Annotated in this window: 16 protein-coding genes; 4 read left to right on the top strand and 12 right to left on the bottom strand. The window is 64.1% G+C overall.

The window, feature by feature from the left end:
• Window positions 1-79: 79 nt before the first annotated feature.
• From B2R83_RS07945 to B2R83_RS07985, 9 genes are all read right to left on the bottom strand, one after another.
• Window positions 80-1,051, bottom strand: coding sequence for a bifunctional riboflavin kinase/FAD synthetase (locus B2R83_RS07945; RefSeq protein WP_292039891.1), 972 nt, complete (start codon window positions 1,049-1,051; stop codon window positions 80-82).
• 177 nt (window positions 1,052-1,228) lie between these two features.
• Complete coding sequence (locus tag B2R83_RS07950; RefSeq protein ID WP_292039892.1) at window positions 1,229-2,455, bottom strand: tetratricopeptide repeat protein; 1,227 nt, start codon at window positions 2,453-2,455, stop codon at window positions 1,229-1,231.
• Window positions 2,456-2,523: 68 nt separating this feature from the next.
• Window positions 2,524-2,958, bottom strand: coding sequence for an ExbD/TolR family protein (locus B2R83_RS07955; RefSeq protein WP_027865241.1), 435 nt, complete (start codon window positions 2,956-2,958; stop codon window positions 2,524-2,526).
• A gap of 79 nt (window positions 2,959-3,037) precedes the next feature.
• Complete coding sequence (locus B2R83_RS07960; protein WP_027865242.1) at window positions 3,038-3,466, bottom strand: ExbD/TolR family protein; 429 nt, start codon at window positions 3,464-3,466, stop codon at window positions 3,038-3,040.
• Between the two features lie 2 nt (window positions 3,467-3,468).
• The gene (locus tag B2R83_RS07965) at window positions 3,469-4,398 is read right to left on the bottom strand and encodes a MotA/TolQ/ExbB proton channel family protein (RefSeq protein WP_169728106.1); all 930 of its coding nucleotides are present in this window, start codon (window positions 4,396-4,398) and stop codon (window positions 3,469-3,471) included.
• Between the two features lie 86 nt (window positions 4,399-4,484).
• Window positions 4,485-5,150 (bottom strand): energy transducer TonB, encoded by a 666-nt coding sequence (locus tag B2R83_RS07970; RefSeq protein WP_027865244.1) that lies wholly within the window; start codon window positions 5,148-5,150, stop codon window positions 4,485-4,487.
• Between the two features lie 1,033 nt (window positions 5,151-6,183).
• Window positions 6,184-7,707 carry a SpoVR family protein gene (locus B2R83_RS07975; RefSeq protein WP_292039898.1) on the bottom strand — a complete coding sequence of 508 codons (1,524 nt, stop codon included), beginning with the start codon at window positions 7,705-7,707 and terminating at the stop codon, window positions 6,184-6,186.
• Window positions 7,708-7,717: 10 nt separating this feature from the next.
• Window positions 7,718-8,989, bottom strand: a complete 1,272-nt coding sequence (locus B2R83_RS07980) for a YeaH/YhbH family protein (RefSeq protein WP_036214664.1) — start codon at window positions 8,987-8,989, stop codon at window positions 7,718-7,720.
• Between the two features lie 282 nt (window positions 8,990-9,271).
• Window positions 9,272-11,194 (bottom strand): PrkA family serine protein kinase, encoded by a 1,923-nt coding sequence (locus tag B2R83_RS07985; protein ID WP_292039900.1) that lies wholly within the window; start codon window positions 11,192-11,194, stop codon window positions 9,272-9,274.
• A 586-nt stretch (window positions 11,195-11,780) separates the two neighbouring features.
• Between B2R83_RS07985 and B2R83_RS07990 the strand changes: the two genes are divergently transcribed.
• From B2R83_RS07990 to B2R83_RS08005, 4 genes are read left to right on the top strand one after another with little or no spacing between them, the layout of a single operon-like run.
• Window positions 11,781-12,806, top strand: coding sequence for an adenosine deaminase (locus tag B2R83_RS07990; protein ID WP_292039902.1), 1,026 nt, complete (start codon window positions 11,781-11,783; stop codon window positions 12,804-12,806).
• Window positions 12,807-12,815: 9 nt separating this feature from the next.
• Window positions 12,816-15,347, top strand: a complete 2,532-nt coding sequence (locus tag B2R83_RS07995; RefSeq protein ID WP_292039904.1) for an ABC transporter permease — start codon at window positions 12,816-12,818, stop codon at window positions 15,345-15,347.
• Between the two features lie 58 nt (window positions 15,348-15,405).
• The gene (locus tag B2R83_RS08000; protein WP_292039906.1) at window positions 15,406-15,810 is read left to right on the top strand and encodes a group II truncated hemoglobin; all 405 of its coding nucleotides are present in this window, start codon (window positions 15,406-15,408) and stop codon (window positions 15,808-15,810) included.
• A gap of 3 nt (window positions 15,811-15,813) precedes the next feature.
• Window positions 15,814-17,133, top strand: coding sequence for a DNA recombination protein RmuC (locus B2R83_RS08005; RefSeq protein ID WP_292039908.1), 1,320 nt, complete (start codon window positions 15,814-15,816; stop codon window positions 17,131-17,133).
• An 8-nt stretch (window positions 17,134-17,141) separates the two neighbouring features.
• On the opposite strand, the gene glp is transcribed toward B2R83_RS08005, so the two are convergent.
• From glp to chrA, 3 genes are read right to left on the bottom strand one after another with little or no spacing between them, the layout of a single operon-like run.
• On the bottom strand, window positions 17,142-19,013 hold the full coding sequence (gene glp / locus B2R83_RS08010; protein WP_292039911.1) for a gephyrin-like molybdotransferase Glp: 1,872 nt from the start codon (window positions 19,011-19,013) through the stop codon (window positions 17,142-17,144).
• 12 nt (window positions 19,014-19,025) lie between these two features.
• Window positions 19,026-20,135 carry a GTP 3',8-cyclase MoaA gene (moaA, locus tag B2R83_RS08015; protein ID WP_292039913.1) on the bottom strand — a complete coding sequence of 370 codons (1,110 nt, stop codon included), beginning with the start codon at window positions 20,133-20,135 and terminating at the stop codon, window positions 19,026-19,028.
• The gene (gene chrA, locus B2R83_RS08020; protein ID WP_292039915.1) at window positions 20,128-21,447 is read right to left on the bottom strand and encodes a chromate efflux transporter; all 1,320 of its coding nucleotides are present in this window, start codon (window positions 21,445-21,447) and stop codon (window positions 20,128-20,130) included. The genes moaA and chrA overlap by 8 nt, the downstream gene beginning before the upstream one ends.
• Between the last annotated feature and the right edge of the window lie 187 nt (window positions 21,448-21,634).

The following is a 21,634-nucleotide window of genomic DNA, read 5'->3' on the forward strand; positions in this document are numbered from 1 at the left end:
GGGGATTCGGTTCGGTCTCGCGGCGGGGCCGCGCGCGCCGCTTTCGGCAGGCATGCCTGCAGGTGTCAAATGCGAGGCGTCAAATTCGATCGGTCGCGGTGAGCGCGCCGTTACGGTGCGCGAAGAAGGTGCGCGCCTGGACGGCGTCGCGCTCGATCGCGGCGGTGAGCGTGGGCAGGTCGACGTACTTCTCCTCGTCGCGCAGCTTGGCGAGGAATTCGACGCGCACCAGTTTGCCGTAGGCGCTCTGGTCGTAGTCGAACACGTGCACTTCCAGCAGCATACGGCCAGCGTCCTCGACGGTAGGGCGAACGCCGAGGCTGGCAACGCCCGGCAAGGGCTGCTCCGCCAGGCCGTGCACCTGCACCACGAAGATGCCGGCCAGGGCAGGGCGGTGCGCCACCCGCAGGTTCAGGGTCGGAAAGCCCAGCGTGCGTCCGAGCTTCTGCCCATGGATCACGTGGCCCGACATGGCGTAGGGGTGGCCGAGCAGCTGCTGGGTGGCGCCGAAGTCGCCGGCGGCCAGCGCTTCGCGCACGGCCGAGGACGAGATGCGGCGCTCGCCCAGCATCACGGCATCCAGGGTCGCGACCTGGAAGCCGTATTCGCGGCCGGCTTCCTGCAGCATCGCGATGTCGCCCGCGCGCCGGGCGCCGAAGCGGAAGTCGTCGCCCACCATCAGCCATTTGACGTGCAGGCCGTCGACCAGCACGCGCTCGATGAAATCGCGCGGCGACTGGGCGGCGAAGTGTTCGTTGAAATGTTCGACGATGACGCGATCGATGCCGGCGGCGGACAGGTCTTCCAGCTTGTCGCGCAGGTTGGCGATGCGGGCGGGGGCTTTCGACAGGTCGGCCATCTTGCGGGCGAAGTATTCGCGCGGGTGCGGTTCGAAGGTCATCACGGCGGCTTCGATCCCGAGCGCCATGGCGGCGCCGCGCACGTGCGCCAACAATGCCTGGTGGCCGCGGTGGACACCGTCAAAGTTGCCGATCGTGAGGGCGCAGGGTGCGCGCGCCCTGTCGTTGGGTAGTCCGCGAAATACCTTCATCAATGCTTCCAGTGGCGCAGCCGGCCGGTCCGGCGCGAAATACCTGATTATACGGTAACTCGCATGTTGCACAGCAACGAAGCCCCCGGAGAGGGGGATGCGTTGGCGCAATAAAAAACGCCGCCTGCGAACAGGCGGCGTTTCGGATCGCTCGACCGGGAGCGCTCGCTCGCTTGATCAGGCGATCGGACGGTTGATCGCCATGATCCAGTAGCGGGCCAGGTCGGCGCTGCCGTCCTTGCCGCCGACGGTCTTGAGCGTGCTGATGGCTTGCTGCTTCTTGCCGGCTGCGGCGTAGGCTTCGCCCAGGCGCAGCTTGGCTTCGTCGGCGTAACGCAGGTTGCCGGCCTTGATGGCGGTTTCCATCATCTTCAGGCCCTTGTCGGCCTGGCCAGCCTGCACCAGCGCGTAGCCGAGGCCCACCAGCGCGTCGTTGTCCTTGGCGGCGGTGTATTCGGCTTCCAGGGCGGCGACGCCCTTGTTCTGCTCGGCCAGGTTCTTCTCGGCCAGGTCCTTCAGGCGCTTGTGACGCTCGGCGTCCGCACCGGTGCCCAGGGCGCCGGCCTTGTAGCCCTTGTCGATGACCTTCAGCGCTTCGGCCGGGGCTTTCGCCTGCAGCACCAGCTGGGCCATTTCCATGAACTCGCTCGGCTTCTTCATCAGGTTGTTGGCCAGCTTCAGACGGTACACGTCCACTGCCAGGCGGCCCGAGAAGCCAGGCTTGCCCTGGACGCGGTTCAGCAGGTCGTTCCAGTACTGGGCCTTCGGGTAGCTGGCGGCCAGCTTCTCGATGGTCTGCACGTAGCCGGCCTTGTCGTTCTTCTTCAGCTGGATGTTGGCCAGCATGCCGAGCTCGTCTTCGCTCAGGCGGCCGCTCTGTTCGGCTTTGCGCAATTCCTGCTCCAGCGCGGCGACATTGCCCTGCTTGTAGTAGTTCTGCAGCAGGTAGGCGCGCAGCTTCGGATCGTTGCCCTTCTGCAGCAGCTTCAGGATGGTGGCGTTTGCCTTGTTCAGGTCGCCGGCGCGCATGTAGATGCCGACCAGGCCTTCCGAGAACTGCGAGCGCTCGGAGGCGCTCAGCTTGCCCGAGTCGAGCAGCTTTTCGAACGAGGTGGCTGCAAGGCCCCAATCGCCGGCCGACGAGGCTGCCGAGGCGCGCACGCGCTCGATCAGGAAGCGTTCGTCATCGGTCTTTGCTGCCTTGTCCGCGTCGCGCAGGGCGGCCAGTGCGCCCTTGGCGTTGCCCTGTTTCAGCAGCGACTGTGCCTGTTGCATTGGCTTGCCGACTTCCGGACGCAGGGTGACCGCAGCGTGCACAGGAGCCAGGCCAACGACAGGGATGGTTGCAGTGAAACCGAGGGCGGCCAGTGCGAGGCCAAGGTGTGCGAGACGGAATTTAATCATCTGAAAACATCCTTCTTCAAAATGGACACGGCAGGGAAACCCTGCCGTGTTGGTCAAACATGGATCGATTACTGGAACTGCTCGTTACCGACCATGCCGATCTTGGTGACGCCGAGACGCTGAGCGGTTGCCATGACACCGGCCACCACCTTGTACTCGACCAGCTTGTTCGGACGCAGGTGCACTTCCGGCTGGTTCGGCATCGCAGCGACGCCGTTCATCTTGGCTTCCAGTTCCGCGCGATCCGAGACTACCTGGCCATCCCACAGGATGGTGCCGTCGAAGTCCACGTCGATCGTCACGACCACCGGTTTCTCATTCGTCTGCGGTGGCGGGGTGCCGACCGGCATGTTCAGATTGACCGAGTGGTTTTGTTTCGGAATCGTGATAATCATCATAATGATGAGAACGAGCAGGACGTCGATCAGCGGCGTCATGTTCATTTCCATCATCGGTTCCGGATCGGCTCCTTTAGCGGAGCCCGAACCTACGTTCATGCCCATGGTGTTTCCTTTTCAAATGTTGGGGTCTCGGACGCGATATCAAGGTCTCCTGAGAAACCTCGATATCGCGGACAGGGTGTTAGCCCTTGTCAGGCGGTTCGATAACGAAACCGACCTTCTGAATCCCAGCACGTTGTGCCGTGTAAATCACCCGGCCGATCGATTCGTAGCGGGATTCCTGGTCGCCACGAACTTTCACTGCCGGCTGCGGCACTTTCACCGACTGCTCCGCGAGGAACTTGAACAGCTCGTCCGTGTTCGCGATGCGGGTCTGGTTGTAGTACATCTCGCCATCTTTGTTGATGGTGATGTTGACGTCTTCCGGCTTGGTCTTGGTGACCTGGTTCGTTTCTGCAGGCAGGTTCACTTTCTGCAGGTTCAGAACCACCGGGCTGGTGATCAGGAAGATGATCAGAAGAACCAACATGATGTCGACTAGCGGCGTCGTGTTGATCTCTGACATCACGGCATCATCATCTCCGGAATCGGAGCCGACACTCATCGACATGATTAACCAGCCTTCTTGGCGCCAGCAGCAGCGTTCGAGGTCGACATGGCGCCCGAGATCAGGACCGAGTGCACGTCAGCCGAGAACGAACGGACGTCTTCCATGACCGACTTGTTACGACGAACCAGCCAGTTGTAACCCAGAACCGCCGGGACTGCAACGAACAGACCGAATGCGGTCATGATCAGTGCTTCACCCACCGGGCCTGCCACTTTGTCGATCGACGCGTTACCCGACATACCGATGGCGGTCAACGCGTTGTAGATGCCCCAGACGGTACCGAACAGACCGATGAACGGCGAGGTCGAACCGACGGTTGCCAGGAACGACAGGCCATCCTGCAGGCGCGACTGGACGCGGTCCACGGCGCGCTGGATCTGCATGGTCACCCAGGTCGACAGGTCGATCTGCTCGAGCAGGGCGCCGTCGTGGTGCTGGGTTGCCTTGGTGCCGGTTTCAGCGATGAAGCGGAACGGCGAGCCTTCTTTCAGCTGAGCCGAGCCAGCGGCGATCGACGGTGCTTTCCAGAACTTGGCCGAAGCTTCCTTCGACTGGCGCATGATCTTCTGCTGGTCGATCAGTTTGGTGATGATGATGTACCACGAACCGATCGACATCAGTGCCAGGATGATGATGGTGCCCTTGTTGACGAAGTCGCCTTCTTCCCACATGGCTTCGATGCCGTACGGGTTGTGGACTTCTTCGGTAGCGCCTTCGGCGGCAGCCGGTGCAGCTGCGTCAGCCGGAGCAGCTGCAGCGTCGGCAGCCGGTGCTGCTGCGTCGGCAGCCGGGGCAGCCGCGTCAGCCGCCGGAGCGGTGGCGCCTGCAGCAGGAGCGTCAGCGAAGGCCGGTGCGGAAACCAGGGCCGATGCCGCCGTTACCGAGAACAGGACAGCCGCCAGCATAGCGGACAAACGGGTATTCTTAAACATGCTTCCTCCAAAAATATAAAAATAGACAGTTCGCTGAACTATTGACAACGAAAATCATTGAGTTGAGACGATGTTCCGTCTCGGTTTTATTCCAGCGTCCAGACGTACTGCACCGCTGTCCACGCCTGTTGCGGCTGACCATCTACAGTGGCCGGCTTGAATCGGCATTTGCTCAGGGCCGATTGTGCGGCCCGATCCAGATCGCGGAAGCCCGACGACTTCTGCAGCTTGGATTCCATCACTCGACCATCGGCCCCGATCAGGAACTGCAGGGTCGTGGTACCGGTTTCTTCGTTACGCTGCGACGAACGCGGATATTCCGGACGTGCGCAAGTGTTAAAGTCGGCGACTGCTTCGGTACGGCTCGGACCTGCAGCACGCGGCGGCGCCGGTGGAGCTGGCGGCGCTGGCGGAGCCGGGGGTGCCAGAGTCGTGGTCGGCGGCGGCGTATTGGTCGCCGTCGTGATCGCGTTCTGCGGCGGCGGCGGCTGCTGCACCTGGACTTCGACCGGCGGGATGAACGGCGGTGGCGGAGCCTTCATTTCCGGCGGCGGCGGCGGCGGCGGCGTTTCCGGCGGCGGCGGCGGCTTCACCTCTTCAATCAGTTTTGTTTCAACAGCCTCGGTTACCTTGGTGACGATCCGGGTGCCCAGGCCATTGATAAATGCCCAAGCCACCACCACGTGCAACAGGATAACAATGGCGAGACCGGTGTAATTCCTGCCCGGGTTCTTATCATGCGTAAAATTCATGCCATCTTTCTCCAATACCAACTCTTTTTTGTTGCCACTAAACCCACTAAACACGACAAAAATCTAGGGCCGCATCCGGGACATCAAAGAATTATACCTACGAATTCTTTTTTGAGGAGACATTTTTACACCCCCGAAGGGATGCTAACTGCCTGTAAAAACAGGCAAAGAAGCCCATCTATACAAGTCCCGCGGCCGGTCGTGCGTGGTCCAGAAAGCAGGGGTGAATTGTAATTTTATGTAGCAGTTCTCCTCCATCTGTGGATCGTGAGGCGCCCAACCCGGTTTTGCCGAATTTTCCATGCCAAAGCGGTCACATAACAAATTTCATATGATGACATCTTGGTATTTACGAAAACTATAGCCAGTTTTGCGGAAGCGGCGCGTACTGTTGAGCAGCCCTGGAACCCGCTTTTGCCCCACGAAACTCATAGCTAAAAGTCATGGGCAAAGCGCGTCTTGATATGCTTCAGTTGTGCGTTTGATAACCGCTTTGCGGATATCTGCTTCTCATGCATAGCAAAACTACATGGAATTCGGCGTTTTGAACAGTGTGTTCGCGCACTCAAGCGCAAAAAAATTACGTCGAGGTGGTCATTTTGTTGGGGAGGGGGTAGTAAAACGAGGCGCGGGGCGATAGAAGGCGCTGCTAGGTTGCACAGGTAGACTTGTTCTCCGTGCAGAAGCCACATGCATCGTCAATATCGACGCCAAATGGCCGCTCGAGACGCCCGGCCGGCGCTTGCAAGGACATCAAACGCATGCTTGATACAAATTGGTCCAGCCGAAATGGTCAGCGCAGGCATTATTACAGGAAAATTGCTTGGGCGGCGCGGCTGAGTACGTAAAAATTTTAGAGGGATGGCTCGGCTTGCCGTAGCGCCGCCCGGCGCCAGGAATCGGTGCCGGCACCTTGCGCTGGAAAAGCCTGGCGCGGCCGCCGCCGTTCCAACCCACAGGCCGCCTGGCCAGGAGGAAAGGGCAGCCGCCGGGTGGCCGCTGCCGCGCCTTCAGCAAGGATGAAGCTTCAGCTTCAGCGGCCGCGCTTCTCGCGGCGGCACTCGAGGAAGCTGATCACGTGGCCGCTCGGGTCCACTGTTTCCAGCCTGACATCGAATCCCCACAGGCGCGCGACGTGCTTGAGCACTTCCTGCGCCTGCTGGTTCAGCGGCCGGCGGTTGAACTGCGTGTGGCGCAGGGTCAGGGCGCGGTCGTCGCGGGTATTCACCTGCCAGACCTGGATGTTCGGCTCGCGGCTGCCGATGTTGTACTGCTCGGCCAGCTTGTGGCGCACGTAGCGGTAGCCCTGCTCGTCGTGGATCGCCGAGATCGTCAACTTGTCGCTGCGGTCGTCGTCGAGCACGGCGAAGAAGTGGAATTCGCGGATCAGCTTGGGCGACAGGTACTGGGCGATGAAGCTCTCGTCCTTGAAGTTGCGCATCGCGAAGTCCAGGGTCTTGATCCAGTCGCTGCCCGCGATGTCCGGGAACCAGGCGCGGTCTTCATCGGTGGGGTCTTCGCAAATGCGGCGAATGTCGGTCATCATCGCGAAACCAAGCGCATACGGGTTGATCCCGCTGTAATAGGGACTGGTTGCCGGCGGCTGGTAGACGACGTTCGTATGGCTCTGCAGGAACTCCAGCATGAAGCCGTCGCCGACGATGCCTTCCTTGTACAGGTCCTGCAGGATGGTGTAGTGCCAGAAGGTGGCCCAGCCTTCGTTCATCACCTGGGTCTGGCGCTGTGGATAAAAGTACTGCGAGATCTTGCGCGTGATACGCACCAGCTCGCGCTGCCAGGGTTCCAGCAGCGGCGCGTATTTCTCGATGAAGTAGAGCAGGTTTTCTTCCGGCTCGGGCGGGAAGCGGCTCGGCGCCGTACTCGTCACCTGTTCCTCGCGCAGCGGCAGGGTGCGCCAGATCGCGTTGACCTGCGACTGGGCGTATTCCTCGCGCTCCTTCTGGCGCGCGGTTTCCTGCGCGACCGACAGCTTGGCCGGCCGCTTGTAGCGGTCGACGCCATAGTTCTGTAGGGCATGACAGGAGTCGAGCAGCTCCTCGACCGCGTCGATGCCGTAACGCTGTTCGCACTCGGCAATATAGTTCTTCGCAAAGACCATGTAGTCGACGATGGCGTCGGCATCGGTCCAGGTGCGGAACAGGTAGTTGCCTTTGAAGAAGGAATTGTGCCCGTAGGCAGCATGAGCGATCACCAGGGCCTGCATCGTCAGGCTGTTCTCCTCCATCAGGTAGGCGATGCAGGGATTCGAGTTGATGACGATCTCGTAGGCCAGGCCCATCTGGCCGCGCTTGTAGCTTTTTTCGGTCGTCAGGAAGTGCTTGCCGAACGACCAGTGGTTGTACGACACCGGCATGCCGACGGACGTGTAGGCGTCCATCATCTGCTCGGCGGTGATGATCTCGAGCTGGTTGGGGTAGGTGTCCAGGCCGTAGCGCTTGGCCACCCGCTTGATTTCCTCGTGCGCCTGTTCGATCAGGTCGAAGGTCCACTCCGACTGGTCGGGCAGGGCGCGCGGATTGTTGGGGTCTCTTGGCATGGCGGGCCTCTTACTTTGGCTGCTTCTTGAACAGCTCGCGGAAGACCGGGTAGATGTCGGCCGGGGTGACGATCTTCTGCATCGCGAAATTCTTGTGGTGGTCGGCCACCTCGCAATACTGCTCCCACAGGTTCTGCGGCGGGCCGTCGGTGATCTCGACGTAGGTGTAGTACTGGACCCGCGGCATGATGGCGTTGTTCAAGATCTGCTTGCACAGCACCGAGTCGTTGTCCCAGTTGTCGCCGTCCGAGGCCTGGGCCACGTAGGCGTTCCAGTCCGCGCTGCCGTAGCGCTCGGTGAGCACTTTCTGCAGCAGGTGCAGGGCCGAGGACACCACGGTGCCGCCCGACTCGCGCGAATGGAAGAACTCGTTCTCGTCGACCTCGGCCGCGGCCGTATGGTGACGGATGAAGACGACCTCGATCTTCTCGTAGACGCGCTTGAGGAACAGGTAGAGCAGGATGAAGAAGCGCTTGGCGGTGTCCTTGCGCGTTTCGTCCATCGAGCCGGAGACGTCCATGATGCAGAACATCACGGCCGAGGTGCTCGGCTTGGGCACCTTGATCCGGTTCGAGTAGCGCAGGTCGAAGGGATCGATGAAGGGGATCGCGTTGAGGCGGATGTGCAGGTGGTGGATCTTGTCCTTCAGTTCGATCACCTGCTCGTCATCGGAAGGCGCGCCTTCGTCGAACAGGGCCTGCAGCGCTTCCTCGGCTTCCCGCAGCTGGCGCTTGGCAGGGCCGCCGACGGCGATGCGGCGCCCGAGCGCGCCGCGCAGCGAGCGCAGCACGTGGATGTTCGAGGGCGTACCGGACACGTTGTAGCCGGCGCGCTGGTTCTTGTACTCGATGGTCTGGGTGAGCTGCGTCTTGATCATGTTCGGCAGCTCAAGATCCTCGAAGAAATAGTTCATGAATTCTTCGCGCGACAGCTCGAAGATGAAATCGTCCTCGGTGGTCTGGTCGCTGTTGCCGGCGCGCCCGCGCCCGGCGCCACCGCCGCCGCTGCGCGGACGGTTGAACTGGTCGCCTTTCTGGTATTCGGTATTGCCCGGGTTGACGGTTTCCCAGACGCCCCCATGGGCATGGCCGAAATGGGGTTCGTTCACGTCCTTGACGGGGATCGTGACTTTCTCGCCGTTCTCGATATCGGTGATCGAACGGCCTTTGATGGCGCGGCCGACCGCGTCCTTGATTTGCGCCTTGTAGCGGCGCAGGAAGCGTTCGCGGTTGACCGCGGACTTGTTCTTGCCCTGCAAGCGACGGTCGATGAGATAAGTCAAACTAACCTCCTGTGGTGGCGGCGCGAGGAACCTGCTGCGCGTTGCATTTGCGGTCTGCGATGCTCACCGTACGTTTGTACGGTTGCGCTTCTCTACCGCAACTGCTGCCGCTCGCGACGGTTCTTCGCGCCGCCGATACGTTGCGGGCGGCTAAAAGAACCTGCTGGGTTCACGGCCGCCGATGCTATGCGGGCGGGCTGCGAAATCTCGATAGGCCTATCTTAATACGCAGCGCAATCGCGTGTGCGGCGCACGCCATTTGTGGCGTGCGCCAGCGCCCTGTCAGGAGGATTTCCTTACGCGCAGGTACCATTCGCACAGCAGGCGTACCTGCTTCGGCGTGTAGCCTTTCTCGACCATGCGGGCCACGAAGTCGGCATGCTTGTTGGCATCCTCGGCACTCGCTTTCGCATTGAAGGAAATGACAGGCAGGAGTTCTTCGGTGTTCGAGAACATCTTCTTCTCGATCACGCTACGGAATTTCTCGTAGCTGGTCCAGGCCGGGTTCTTGCCGGCATTGGTGGCCCGCGCACGCAGGCTGAAGTTGACGATCTCGTTGCGGAAATCCTTCGGATTCGAAATGCCGGCCGGCTTCTCGATCTTCTCGAGCTCGGCGTTGAGCGATTCGCGGTCGAAGCTCTCGCCGGTGTCCGGGTCGCGGAATTCCTGGTCCTGGATCCAGAAGTCGGCGAAGGTCACGTAACGGTCGAAGATGTTCTGGCCGTATTCCGAATAGCTTTCGAGATAGGCGGTCTGGATTTCCTTGCCGATGAAATCGACGTAGCGCTGCGCCAGGTGCTCCTTGATATAGGACATGTAGCGCTGCTCGGTCTCCGGCGGGAACTGCTCGCGCTCGATCTGCTGTTCGAGCACGTAGAGCAGGTGCACCGGATTGGCCGCCACTTCGGTGTTGTCGAAGTTGAAGACCTTGGACAGGATCTTGAAGGCGAAGCGGGTCGACAGGCCGTTCATGCCTTCGTCCACGCCGGCATAGTCGACGTACTCGTGCATCGACTTGGCCTTGGGATCGGTGTCCTTCAGGTTCTCGCCGTCGTACACCAGCATCTTGGAATAGATGCTCGAGTTCTCCGGATCCTTCAGGCGCGACAGGATCGCGAACTGCGCCATCATGCGCAGCGTGCCCGGTGCGCAGGGCGCCTTGTCGAGCGAGGAGTTGTACAGCAGCTTGTCGTAGATCTTGATCTCGTCGGACACGCGCAGGCAGTAGGGCACCTTGACGATGTAGATACGGTCGAGGAAGGCCTCGTTGTTGCGGTTGTTGCGGAAAGTCTTCCACTCGGATTCGTTCGAGTGCGCCAGCACGATGCCTTCGAAGGGAATCGCGCCGAAGCCTTCGGTGCCCTTGTAGTTGCCTTCCTGGGTGGCCGTCAGCAGCGGGTGCAGCACCTTGATCGGCGCCTTGAACATCTCGACGAATTCCATCAGGCCCTGGTTGGCCAGGCACAGGCCGCCCGAGTAGCTGTAGGCGTCCGGATCGTCCTGGGCGTAGTCTTCGAGCTTGCGGATGTCGACCTTGCCGACCAGCGAGGAAATGTCCTGGTTGTTCTCGTCGCCCGGCTCGGTCTTGGAGACCGCAATCTGCTTCAGGATCGACGGGTAGCGCTTGACCACGCGGAACTTGTTGATGTCGCCGCCGAACTCGTGCAGCCGCTTGACGGCCCATGGGCTCGGAATGGCGCGCAGGTAGCGGCGCGGGATGCCGTAGTCTTCTTCGAGGATGGTGCCGTCTTCTTCCTCGTTGAACAGGCCGAGCGGCGATTCGTTCACCGGCGAACCCTTGATGGCGTAGAAGGGCACGTGTTCCATCAGGCTCTTGAGCTTTTCCGCGATCGAGGACTTGCCGCCGCCCACCGGGCCGAGCAGGTAGAGGATCTGCTTGCGTTCTTCCAGGCCCTGGGCCGCATGGCGGAAGTAGGAAACGACCTGTTCGATCACTTCTTCCATGCCGTAGAAATCGCGGAAGGCCGGATAGACCTTGATCACCTTGTTGGCGAAGATGCGCGACAGGCGTGGGTCGAGGCGGGTGTCGATCAGGGTCGGATCGCCGATGGCCGCGAGCATGCGCTCGGGCGCGCTGGCATAGGTCAGGGGGTCTTTCTTGCACAGTGTGAGGAACTCCGACATGGAGTATTCCTCTTCGCGGGTACGCTCGTAGCGGGCGGTGTAGTTGTCAAAGATGCTCATTTCGAATGTCCTCAAGGTTACGAACAACGATCACGTCATGGCAGCCGACTGTGCAAGGGCTGCCTCAGGCCCCGGTCTTTATCTGGCGTACTCCTTGTCGGTCGCCCGCACCTGGCACCGGGATCGCCGGGGCCGTGGATGCTGCGATTTTCTTGTTGTCTTCCCGGACCGAGCCGAATGTGGCAGGTCCGGTCTCCCGTCGGTTGGAGAGCGTCTTTTTTGCGTTTGTGAAATTTATTATGTGCCTATTAGTTCCCGAAGTCAAAGCAGTGTCGTGCGCGCAGGTACTGCATATACAAGTGCTTGAACCGTATAAGAAAAGACCGTTTTTGAAGGGCTTGGCGAGCACTGAAAATGCTCCCCGAAACCTCCCTTTTTCACGGTTCCGAAGCGGTTCGATTCGGCCCGCTCCAGGCTGCTTAAATATCAATTTTGTCAGCCGATAGTGCACGATATGCTCAAGCTGTGGCGCACGCAAACCGTCAATACGGATGCCTGTTTTCGCCTATGGCACAGAGGGCGGACGAGCATGCGTTACACTTGTCGGCCACGTCCCATCGAACAAAGACCAGCGCCGGAGAACATCATGCTGCATCCCCAACTACGTAATATCCTGCAGAACATGCCGAAGGCAGAATTACACATCCACATCGAGGGTTCGCTGGAACCTGAGCTGATCTTTGCGCTGGCACAAAGAAATGGTGTATCGCTGCCTTACCCCTCGGTCGAGGCGTTGCGCCAGGCCTACGCTTTCAGCGACCTGCAGTCCTTCCTCGACATCTATTACGCTGGCGCCAGCGTGCTGCTGACCGAGCAGGATTTCTACGACATGACCGCCGCCTACCTGGCGCGCGCGCATGCCGACAATGTTCGACACACCGAGATCTTCTTCGATCCCCAGACCCATACCGCGCGCGGCGTGCCCTTCGAGACCGTCATCAACGGCATCTGGCGCGCCTGCCAGGACAGTCCCATCAGCGCGACCCTGATCATGTGCTTCCTGCGCCACCTGTCCGAGGAAGAAGCGCTGGCCACGCTGGACGAGGCGCTGCCTTACCGCGACAAATTCATCGGCGTCGGCCTGGACTCGTCCGAGGTCGGCCACCCGCCCGAGAAATTCGCGCGCGTGTTCGAGCGCGCGCGCCAGCTCGGCCTGCGCCTGGTGGCGCATGCGGGCGAGGAGGGCCCCCCGGCCTACATCGAGAGCGCACTGGACGTGCTCAAGGTCGAGCGCATCGACCATGGCGTGCGCACCCTCGAAAGCAGGGAACTGACCGAGCGCCTGGCGCGCGAGGGCATGGCGCTGACCGTCTGCCCGCTGTCGAACATCAAGCTGCGCGTGTTCGACGTGATGGGCAGCCACAACCTGCGCGAGCTGCTCGACGCCGGCCTGGCCGCCACCGTCAATTCGGACGACCCGGCCTATTTCGGCGGCTACATGAACGACAACTTCATCGCCGCCTTCGAGGCGCTGCCGCTCGATGCCGGCCATGCGCGCCAGCTGGCCCGCAACAGCTTCGCCGCCTCCTTCCTCGACCCCGAGCGCAAGCGCGCCTTCCTCGCCGAGGTAGACGAGTTCTTCGCGAAGGCCAGTCCTGCTGCCGCGGCATAAGGGGACACCATGTTCATCCAATCCCTCCGCATGACCGCGCGCGACTGGCGTGCGGGCGAGCTGCGTTTCCTGCTGGTGGCCCTGATCGTGGCGGTGTCGGCGCTGTCCTCGGTCGGCTTCTTCATCGACCGCATGCGCGCCGGGCTGAACCGCGACGCGCACCAGCTGCTGGGCGCCGACCTCCTGGTAAATGCCGACGATCCGATCCAGCAGCGTTGGAAGGACGAGGCGAAGCGGCGCGGCCTGCTGGTCGCCGAAACGGCCGCCTTCCAGAGCATGGCACAGGCCGGCGAGGGCGAAGCCTCGATGGCGCAGCTGTCCGCGGTAAAGGCGGTGTCGAACGGCTACCCGCTGCGCGGCCAGCTCAGCATCAGCACCAATCCCGACGACGCCAGCCGCGCCATCGGACAGAAAACCCGGGACACGCCGGCGCCCGGCACCGTCTGGGTCGACGCCAACCTGCTGCCGGCGCTGCGCACCGGGGTGGGCGGCAGCATCCAGCTGGGCGACAAGCAGTTCCGCATCGCCCAGCTGATCGCTACCGAACCCGACAAGGGCGCGGGCTTCTCCAACTTCGCGCCGCGCGTGATGCTGTCGCTGCAGGACCTGCCGGCCACCGGGCTGGTGGACGCGTTCTCGCGCGTCACCTACCGGCTGCAGGTGGCCTCGACCTCCAAGAACGACATGTCCGGCGTGGCCGCCTTCGAAAAATGGCTGCGCGCCGACATCGCCACGCGCAACGTGCGCGGCGTGCGCATCGAAACGCTCGAGAACGGCCGCCCCGAGATGCGCGCCACGCTCGACCGCGCCGACAGCTTCCTGTCGCTGGTCGGCCTGCTCTCGGCGATGCTGGCCGCGGTGGCGGTCGCGATGGCGGCGCGCCGCTTCATGCAGCGCCACCTGGACGCCTGCGCCATGTTGCGCTGTCTCGGCATGACCCAGAACCAGGTCGGCGCGCTCTACCTGATCGAATTCGCCATCGTCGGCCTGGCTGGGAGCATACTGGGTGTGGCGGTCGGCTTCGGCGCCCACTTCGTCCTGATCCAGATGATCGGCAACCTGCTGCCGCCGGACCTGCCGCCGGTCTCGCCCCTGCCTGCGCTGCAGGGCATCGCCACCGGCCTGCTGCTGCTGGTCGGCTTCGCGCTGCCGCCGGTGCTTCAGCTGCGCAACGTGCCGCACAATCGCGTCATCCGGCGCGAAGCGGCAAGCCCGCAGCCGCTGGCGCTGGCCACCTATGGCCTGGGCGTCGGCGTGTTCCTGGCGCTGCTGCTGTGGCAGGCCGGCGACACCAAGCTGGCATTGATGACGGCCGGCGGCTTCCTCGGCGGCCTGGGCCTGTTCGCCCTGGTCGCCTGGCTCGGCCTGCGCCTGCTGCGCCAGCTGCGCGGCGCCTCGAAAAACCAGAGCTGGCGCTTCGCCATCACCTCGCTGCAGCGCCGCCCCGGCGCCACCGTGGTGCAGGTGGTGTCGCTGTCGCTCGGCCTGATGGCGCTGCTGCTGCTTACCGTGGTGCGCGGCGACCTGATGTCTGCCTGGCGCACGGCCACGCCGCCGGATGCGCCGAACCGTTTCATCATCAACATCCAGCCCGAGCAGGCGCAGGGCGTCGAGCAGCAGCTGCGCGGGGCCGGAGTACAGAACGTGTTCCTGTACCCGATGATCCGCGGCCGCCTGACCCACATCAACGGCGACCTGCTCACCCGCGACAGCTTCCAGAACGGCGAAGCGCGCCGCCTGGCTGAGCGCGAGTTCAACCTGTCGACGGTAGCAAGCCTGCCCGAGACCAACGAGATCGTCGCCGGCAGCTGGTACAAGGATGGCCCGGGCGTGGCCGAGGCCTCGGTGGAGCAGAGCCTGGCCACCCGGCTGGGCCTGAAGCTGGGCGACGTCATGCGCTTCGACATGGCCGGGATGCCGGTGGAGGCGAAGGTGACCAGCCTGCGCAAGCTCGAGTGGGGCTCGATGCGCGCCAACTTCTTCGTCATCATCAATCCGCAGGCGATGGCGAATGCGCCGAAGAGCTTCATGACGGCCTTCCATCTGCCCGGCAGCGCGGGAAACCTCACCAACAGCCTGACCCGCGCCTATCCGAACCTGACCGTGATCGACGTCTCCGGCATCATCCGCCAGCTGCAGGAAGTGCTCGACCAGGTGGTGGTGGCGGTCGAGTTCCTGTTCATGTTCACGCTCGCCTCCGGCGTGCTGGTGCTGTACGCGGCCCTGATGGGATCGCAGTCGGAACGCACCCGCGAAGCGGGCCTGCTGCGCGCGCTCGGCGCCACCCGCGGCCAACTGGCGACGGCGCAGCGGATCGAGTTCGTGCTGGTCGGCGGCCTGTCCGGCGTGCTGGCGGCGACCGGCGCGGCGGACATGGGCTGGGTGCTGGCCGAGTACGTGTTCAAGTTCCCCTGGAAGTTCGAGCCGCAGGTGTGGCTGGCCGGCGTGGTCGTGGGCGCCGTCTGCGCGCTGGTCGGCGGCTGGCTGGGGCTGCGCAGCGTGCTGCGTCAGCCCCCATTGCAGACCTTGCGCGAAGCCTGATTGCAACAACGCATTGCCGGGGTGGCCAGTGGCCATCCCGGCGCGCTATCATGGCGGCATGTCCGAACCGAATACCCTTGACACACAAACCCTCTACGAGGTGATGGGTGGCGCCGAGCGCCTGCGCGAACTGGTCGACCGCTTCTACGACCTGATGCAGCTGGAACCCGAATTCGCCGGCATCCACGCCATGCACCCGCAACCCAACGACAGCTCGCGCGAAAAGCTGTTCATGTTCCTGTCCGGCTGGATGGGCGGTCCCGATCTCTTCGTCGAACGCTACGGCCACCCGCGCCTGCGCGCGCGACACCTGGGGTTCGCCATCGGCACCAAGGAGCGCGACCAGTGGCTGCGCGCCATGGCCTGGGCGATGGAAGACCTGGGCTACGACGAAGACCTGCGCATGCGCCTGATGCAGTCCTTCTACAACACCGCCGACTGGATGCGGAACAAGGCCGACTGACGCATGGGTATCGCCGAACTCCTGATCCTCCTTGCTGCGCTCGTGATCATCGCCCTGCAGCTGGTGCTGCTGTTGCGCGCACGCGCCAACGGCGACGGCCGCCACATCGAACGCCTGGAGCGCGAGCTGCGGCTCGAGATGCAATCCACCGCCCAGGCCACGCGCCAGGAGGTGGCGGGGCACATGGGCCAGTACCATGCCGCTAGCGTGCAGCAGTTCGACGGCATGCGCCAGCAGATGCAGCTGCAATCGAGCGCCGGCCGCGAAGAGCAGGCGCGCGCCCTGAAGCGCTTCGCCGATACCCTGCAGCTGACCCTGTCGAACCTCACCGAATCGAACGCCCAGCGCATGCTGGAAGTGCGCGGCACGCTGGAAACCAAGATCCGCGACCTGCAGAACGATAACGCCAAGCGCCTCGAGGAGATGCGCCAGACCGTCGACGAAAAGCTGCACGCGACCCTGGAGACGCGCCTGACGGAGAGCTTCAAACAGGTCAGCGAGCGCCTGGAAAAGGTGCACCAGGGCCTGGGCGAGATGCAGCAGCTGGCGATCGGCGTGGGCGACCTCAAGCGAGTGCTCACCAACGTCAAGACCCGCGGCACCTGGGGCGAAGTGCAGCTCGAGATGCTGCTCGAGCAGGTCCTCACCGTCGACCAGTATGCCAAGAACGTCGAGACCATCGCGGGCAGCGGCGCACGGGTCGAGTTCGCGATCAAGCTGCCTGGCGTGGTCGATGGCGGCCCGCCCTTGTGGCTGCCGATCGACGCCAAGTTCCCGAAGGAGCAGTACGAACGCCTGCTGGAAGCGGCCGAGCTGGCCGATGCCGAGGGCGTGGCGCGCGCCGGCGCCGAGCTGGAACGCGCGGTGCGGGTGGAGGCGAAGACGATCTGCGAAAAGTACGTGTCGCCGCCGGCGACCACCGATTTCGCGATCCTGTTCCTGCCGACCGAAGGCCTGTACGCCGAGGTGATGCGCCGTCCCGGCCTGGCCGACGACCTGCAGCGCAGCTTGCGCGTGACGATCGCCGGCCCGTCGACCCTGAGCGCGCTGCTCAACAGCCTGCAGATGGGTTTCCGTACGCTGGCGCTGGAGAAGCGCTCGTCCGAGGTGTGGCAGGTGCTGGGTGCGGTGAAGACCGAATTCACCAAGTTCGGCGACGTGCTGGCCACCACCAAGGCGACGCTGGAGAAGGCCGCCAAGAACATCGAAAGCGCCGAGGTGCGCAGCCGCCAGATGGCGCGCAAGCTGAAGTCGGTGGAAGCGCTGCCGAGCGAGGCGGCGCAGCTGATGCTCGGCGGCGAACGCGTCGACGCCGAGGATTGATCCGGCGTTTACATCAAACCTTCGAACGGGATGATGTCCACCATGTCGCCCGCCGCGACATTGCCCTGCTCGTCGTGCAGCACCACCATGCAGTTCGCCTCGGACATCGAGCGCAGGATGCCCGAGCCCTGCGAGCCGGTGATGCGCACTTCCGGCTGGCCATCCGCGCCGGGCGCCAGAATGCCGCGCTGGTATTCGGTGCGGCCGGGCTTCTTGCGGATTGCGCCGCTTGAACGCGCGCGCAGCAGCGGCAGCGGAGCTTCGGCGCCCATCATGCGCAACAGGGCCTCGCGCGCGAAGAAATAGAAGGACACCATCACCGCCACCGGATTGCCCGGCAGCCCGAACAGGAAGGCGCTGCGGCCGTTCGAATGGACGCGTCCGAAGGCCAGCGGGCGTCCGGGACGCATGCCGATCTTCCAGAAGGTCACGTCGCCGAGCCTGGCCATGATCTGCTTGGTGTAGTCGGCCGCGCCGACCGACACGCCGCCCGAGGTGATGATGGCGTCCGCGTTCTCGCAGGCGCTGCGCAGCGCCTCTTCCAGCGCCAGCGGGTCGTCGCGCACCACGCCCATGTCGATGATGTCGCAGCCCAGGCGCTGCAGCATGCCGTAGATGGTGTAGCGGTTGCTGTCGTAGACGCAGCCTTCACCCAGCGGCTCGCCGACCGAGCGCAGTTCGTCGCCGGTCGAGAAGAAGGCCACGCGCAGGCGGCGTTGCACCGCGACTTCGGCGATGCCGAGCGAGGCGATCATGCCGAGATCGGCGGGGCGCACCACGCGGCCCGCTTTCAAGGCTGCGCTGCCGGCCTTCAGGTCTTCGCCGGCGAAGCGGCGGTTGTCTCCCGCGCGGATCACGCCGGCAGGCAGGGTGACGGTCTTGCCTTCCTGGGTGACGAATTCCTGCGGCACGACGCTGTCGCAGCCTTCCGGCATGACACCGCCCGTCATGATGCGTACGCACTCGCCCGCGGCGGGAACCAGGCCGGAAGCATTGCCGGCGTAGGTCGTGCCGATCACCCGCAGCGTCACCGGCGCGTCGGCGCGCAGGTCCTCGCCGCGCAGCGCGAAACCGTCCATGGCCGAATTGTCGTGGGCCGGCACGTTGATCGGCGAGATCACGTCCTCGGCGAGCACGCGGCCGAGCGCGGCGCGCAGCGCGACTTTTTCCACCGCGCGCACCGGCTGCACGAACTCGCGGATGATGCGCTGGGCGTCGCGCACGGGCAGGGCGTCGGGATCGTAGCCGGACAGGCAGCTGGTCACCTTCGCCAGGCTCAGGGGCAAGGTGTCGTCGAAGCCTTGCAGTTCTTCCAGCGTGTTGATGTTGCGGAAAGCGTCGGCATCCTCGAACAGCACCTCGACCGCCTTCAGGTCCTTGTACCAGCCGTCCATGCGGCGTCCGCCCTCGAGCAGGTATTGCGACAGCACCGGCAGCCGGCTCGCCCTCACCAGGCAGAACACCGGATGGGGTTGGGGCCGCATGCCCGGTTCCTGGGTGACGGCAAAGGCGAGGTCCGCATCGTTTTCTTCGACCGCGGCGGCCAATCGCTCGGCCAGGTTCAGCGGCAGGAAGGGCGAATCGCAGGGCGCCGCCAGCAGCCAGGGCGTGACGCAGTGGCGCAGGCCGGCTTCCAGGCCCGCCAGCGGTCCCGCGAAGCCGGGCGTTTCGTCTGCCCACACCGGCGCGGCCAGCTCCAGCCAGCTATCGATGTTGCGGTTGGCGTTGACCATGACCGAGCCGACCTGCGGCAGCAGGCGCTCGATCGCGTGCTGCGCCATCGGTTTGCCGCGGAAGGGCTGCAGGCCCTTGTCCACATTGCCCATGCGCGAGCCACGGCCGCCCGCCAGGATGAGTCCCGTGATGAGTTTCTTGTCCATGTGAGCCCGAAATTAACCGCCGATGTACGACATCTCGACCTTCTTGCCGCCGCGCGCCAGCCCCGACGACTCCACGGTGCGCGTTTCCGAATAGCGGTCGGCGCGCCCGCGCCACAGCTGGGCGATCGCACCCGCGATGTCCGCGTCGCTGCGTTCGCCGCGCAGCAGGGAGCGCAGGTCGTGGCCGCGGGTGGCGAACAGGCAGGTGTAGAGCTTGCCCTCGGTGGACAGGCGCAGGCGGGTGCAGTCGTGGCAGAAGGCTTGCGTGACGCTGGAGATGACGCCGACTTCGCCGCTGCCGTCCAGGTAGCGCCAGCGGGCAGCGGTCTCGCCGCTGTAGTTGGCGGCAAGCGGAGCGAGCGGTAATTCAAGCCCGATCCGGCGCACCACCTCGGCGGAAGGGATGACTTCGTCCATGTTCCAGCCGTTCGAGGCGCCCACGTCCATGTATTCGATGAAGCGCAGGATGAAGGGCGAACCCTTGAAGTGGCGCGCCATCGGCAGGATCTGGTCCTCGTTGGTGCCGCGCTTGACCACCATGTTGACCTTGATCGGCCCCAGCCCGGCGGCGTGCGCCGCGTCCAGGCCGTGCAGCACGTCGCTGACTGCGAAGTCGACGTCGTTCATGCGCCGGAACACCGTGTCGTCCAGCGCGTCGAGCGAGACCGTGACGCGGTCCAGGCCGGCATCCTTCAGGGCCCGGGCCTTGCGCGCCAGCAGCGAGCCGTTGGTAGTGAGCGTGAGGTCGAGCGGGCGCCCGCTGGGCGTGCCCAGGGAACGCAGCATGCCTACCAGGCCTTCGAGGTTCTTGCGCAGCAGCGGCTCGCCGCCGGTCAGGCGGATCTTCTCGACGCCGTGGGCGATGAACAGGCGCGCCACGCGCGTGATTTCTTCGAAGGAGAGCAGCTCGCCGTGCGGCAGGTAGGCGTAGTCCTTGTCGAAGACCTCTTTCGGCATGCAGTAGACGCAGCGGAAGTTGCAGCGGTCGGTCACCGAGATGCGCAGGTCGTGCAGCGGCCGGCCCAGGGCGTCCAGGAGCAGGCCGCTTGGCGCTTCCGGCGCGCCCGGGACCGCCATCGCGGGCGAACGCAGGTCGGTAATCGGAATGATTTTGTCAGGCATGCCAATACGATAGCACGAGCCCCGCCAGCGCACAGGCGGCGATCAGCTTGATCGGCCCCACCTTGTAGCGCAGCAGGGCGATGCTGGCGGCGGCGCCGATGGCGATCGCCCCCGGCCGGACCTGGCCGCCGGCAAGGAACACGTGCTGGCCGAAGAACACGGCCAGGCTGGCGACCACCCCGACCACGGCGGCGGAGATTGCGGTCAGCGGCGCCGTCAGCCGCACGTTGCCGCGCCCCGACTCGACCAGCGGTCCGCCTGCCAGGATGAAGACGAACGAGGGCAGGAAGGTGAACAGGCTTGCTACCAGTGCGCCGGCGATGCCGCCCAGGGCCAGCGCGTCCGGGCCGAACAGCGCATGGGTCCAGCCGCCGACGAAGCCGACGAAGGCCACGATCATGATCAGGGGCCCGGGCGTGGTCTCGCCCAGCGCCAGCCCGTCGATCATCTGGGTGGCGCTGAGCCAGCCGTACTTCTCGACCGCGCCCTGCACCACGTAGGGCAGCACGGCATAGGCGCCGCCGAAGGTCATCAGGGCGGCCTTGGTGAAGAACCAGCCCATGCGCGCCAGCGTCCCATCCACGCCATACACGGCGGCGAGCACGAGCCAGGCGGCGAGCGCCAGGCCGATGCCGATGAGCAGGGCCTTGGCCAGGGCGCGTAGCGAGAAGCGGGCGTGCGCCGGGCTGGGGGTATCGTCGTCGATCAGGGCGGGGCCGTAGTGCTTGCGGTCGGCCGGGTGTCCGCCGCCGGGCTGGAAGCGCTGGGGCCAGAGACGGCCGCCTATGAGGCCGGCCGTTGCTGCGCCCAGCACGATCAGCGGGAAGGGAATGTCGAGCAGGGCGATGGCGACGAAGGCCAGCGCGGCGATGGCGGCGAGCATGCCGTTGCGCAGGGTGCGCGTGCCGATGCGCCAGGCGGCGGCGATGACGATCGCCACCACGGCCGGCTTGATGCCGGCCATGATGCCGGCGATGACCGGCAGGTGGCCCCAGGTGAGGTAGATCCAGGACAGGCCGGTCAGGAGGACCAGCGAGGGCAGGATGAACAGCAGCCCGGCCAGGATGCCGCCCCAGGTGCGGTGCAGGAGCCAGCCGATGTAGACCGCCAGCTGGGTCGCCTCGGGGCCGGGCAGCAGCATGCAGTAGTTCAGGGCGTGCAGGAAGCGCTGCTCCGAAATCCAGCGGCGTCGCTCGACCAGTTCGCCGTGCATCAGGGCGATCTGGCCGGCGGGGCCGCCGAAGCTGATCAAGCCGAGCTTGAGCCAGTAGAGCAGGGCTTCGCGGAAGGTGATGGGGGCGGGCGATTGCATCTTGCTATCGTAACCCAGCAATATGACGGCGATGCTGTCGTAGGGTGGGCGGCTCATCCGGTAGGTGCAGGGTCAGGTCTGACATTTGGACACGGGCTCGGCAATACAAACAACTTACGCTTGAGTTCGTGTCCGAATGTCAGACCTGACCCCGATGTTTGACTCCGATGTTTCAATGCGCAAAACA

This window comes from Massilia sp. UBA6681, from assembly GCF_002454935.1.
Lineage (GTDB): Bacteria > Pseudomonadota > Gammaproteobacteria > Burkholderiales > Burkholderiaceae_D > Telluria > Telluria varians.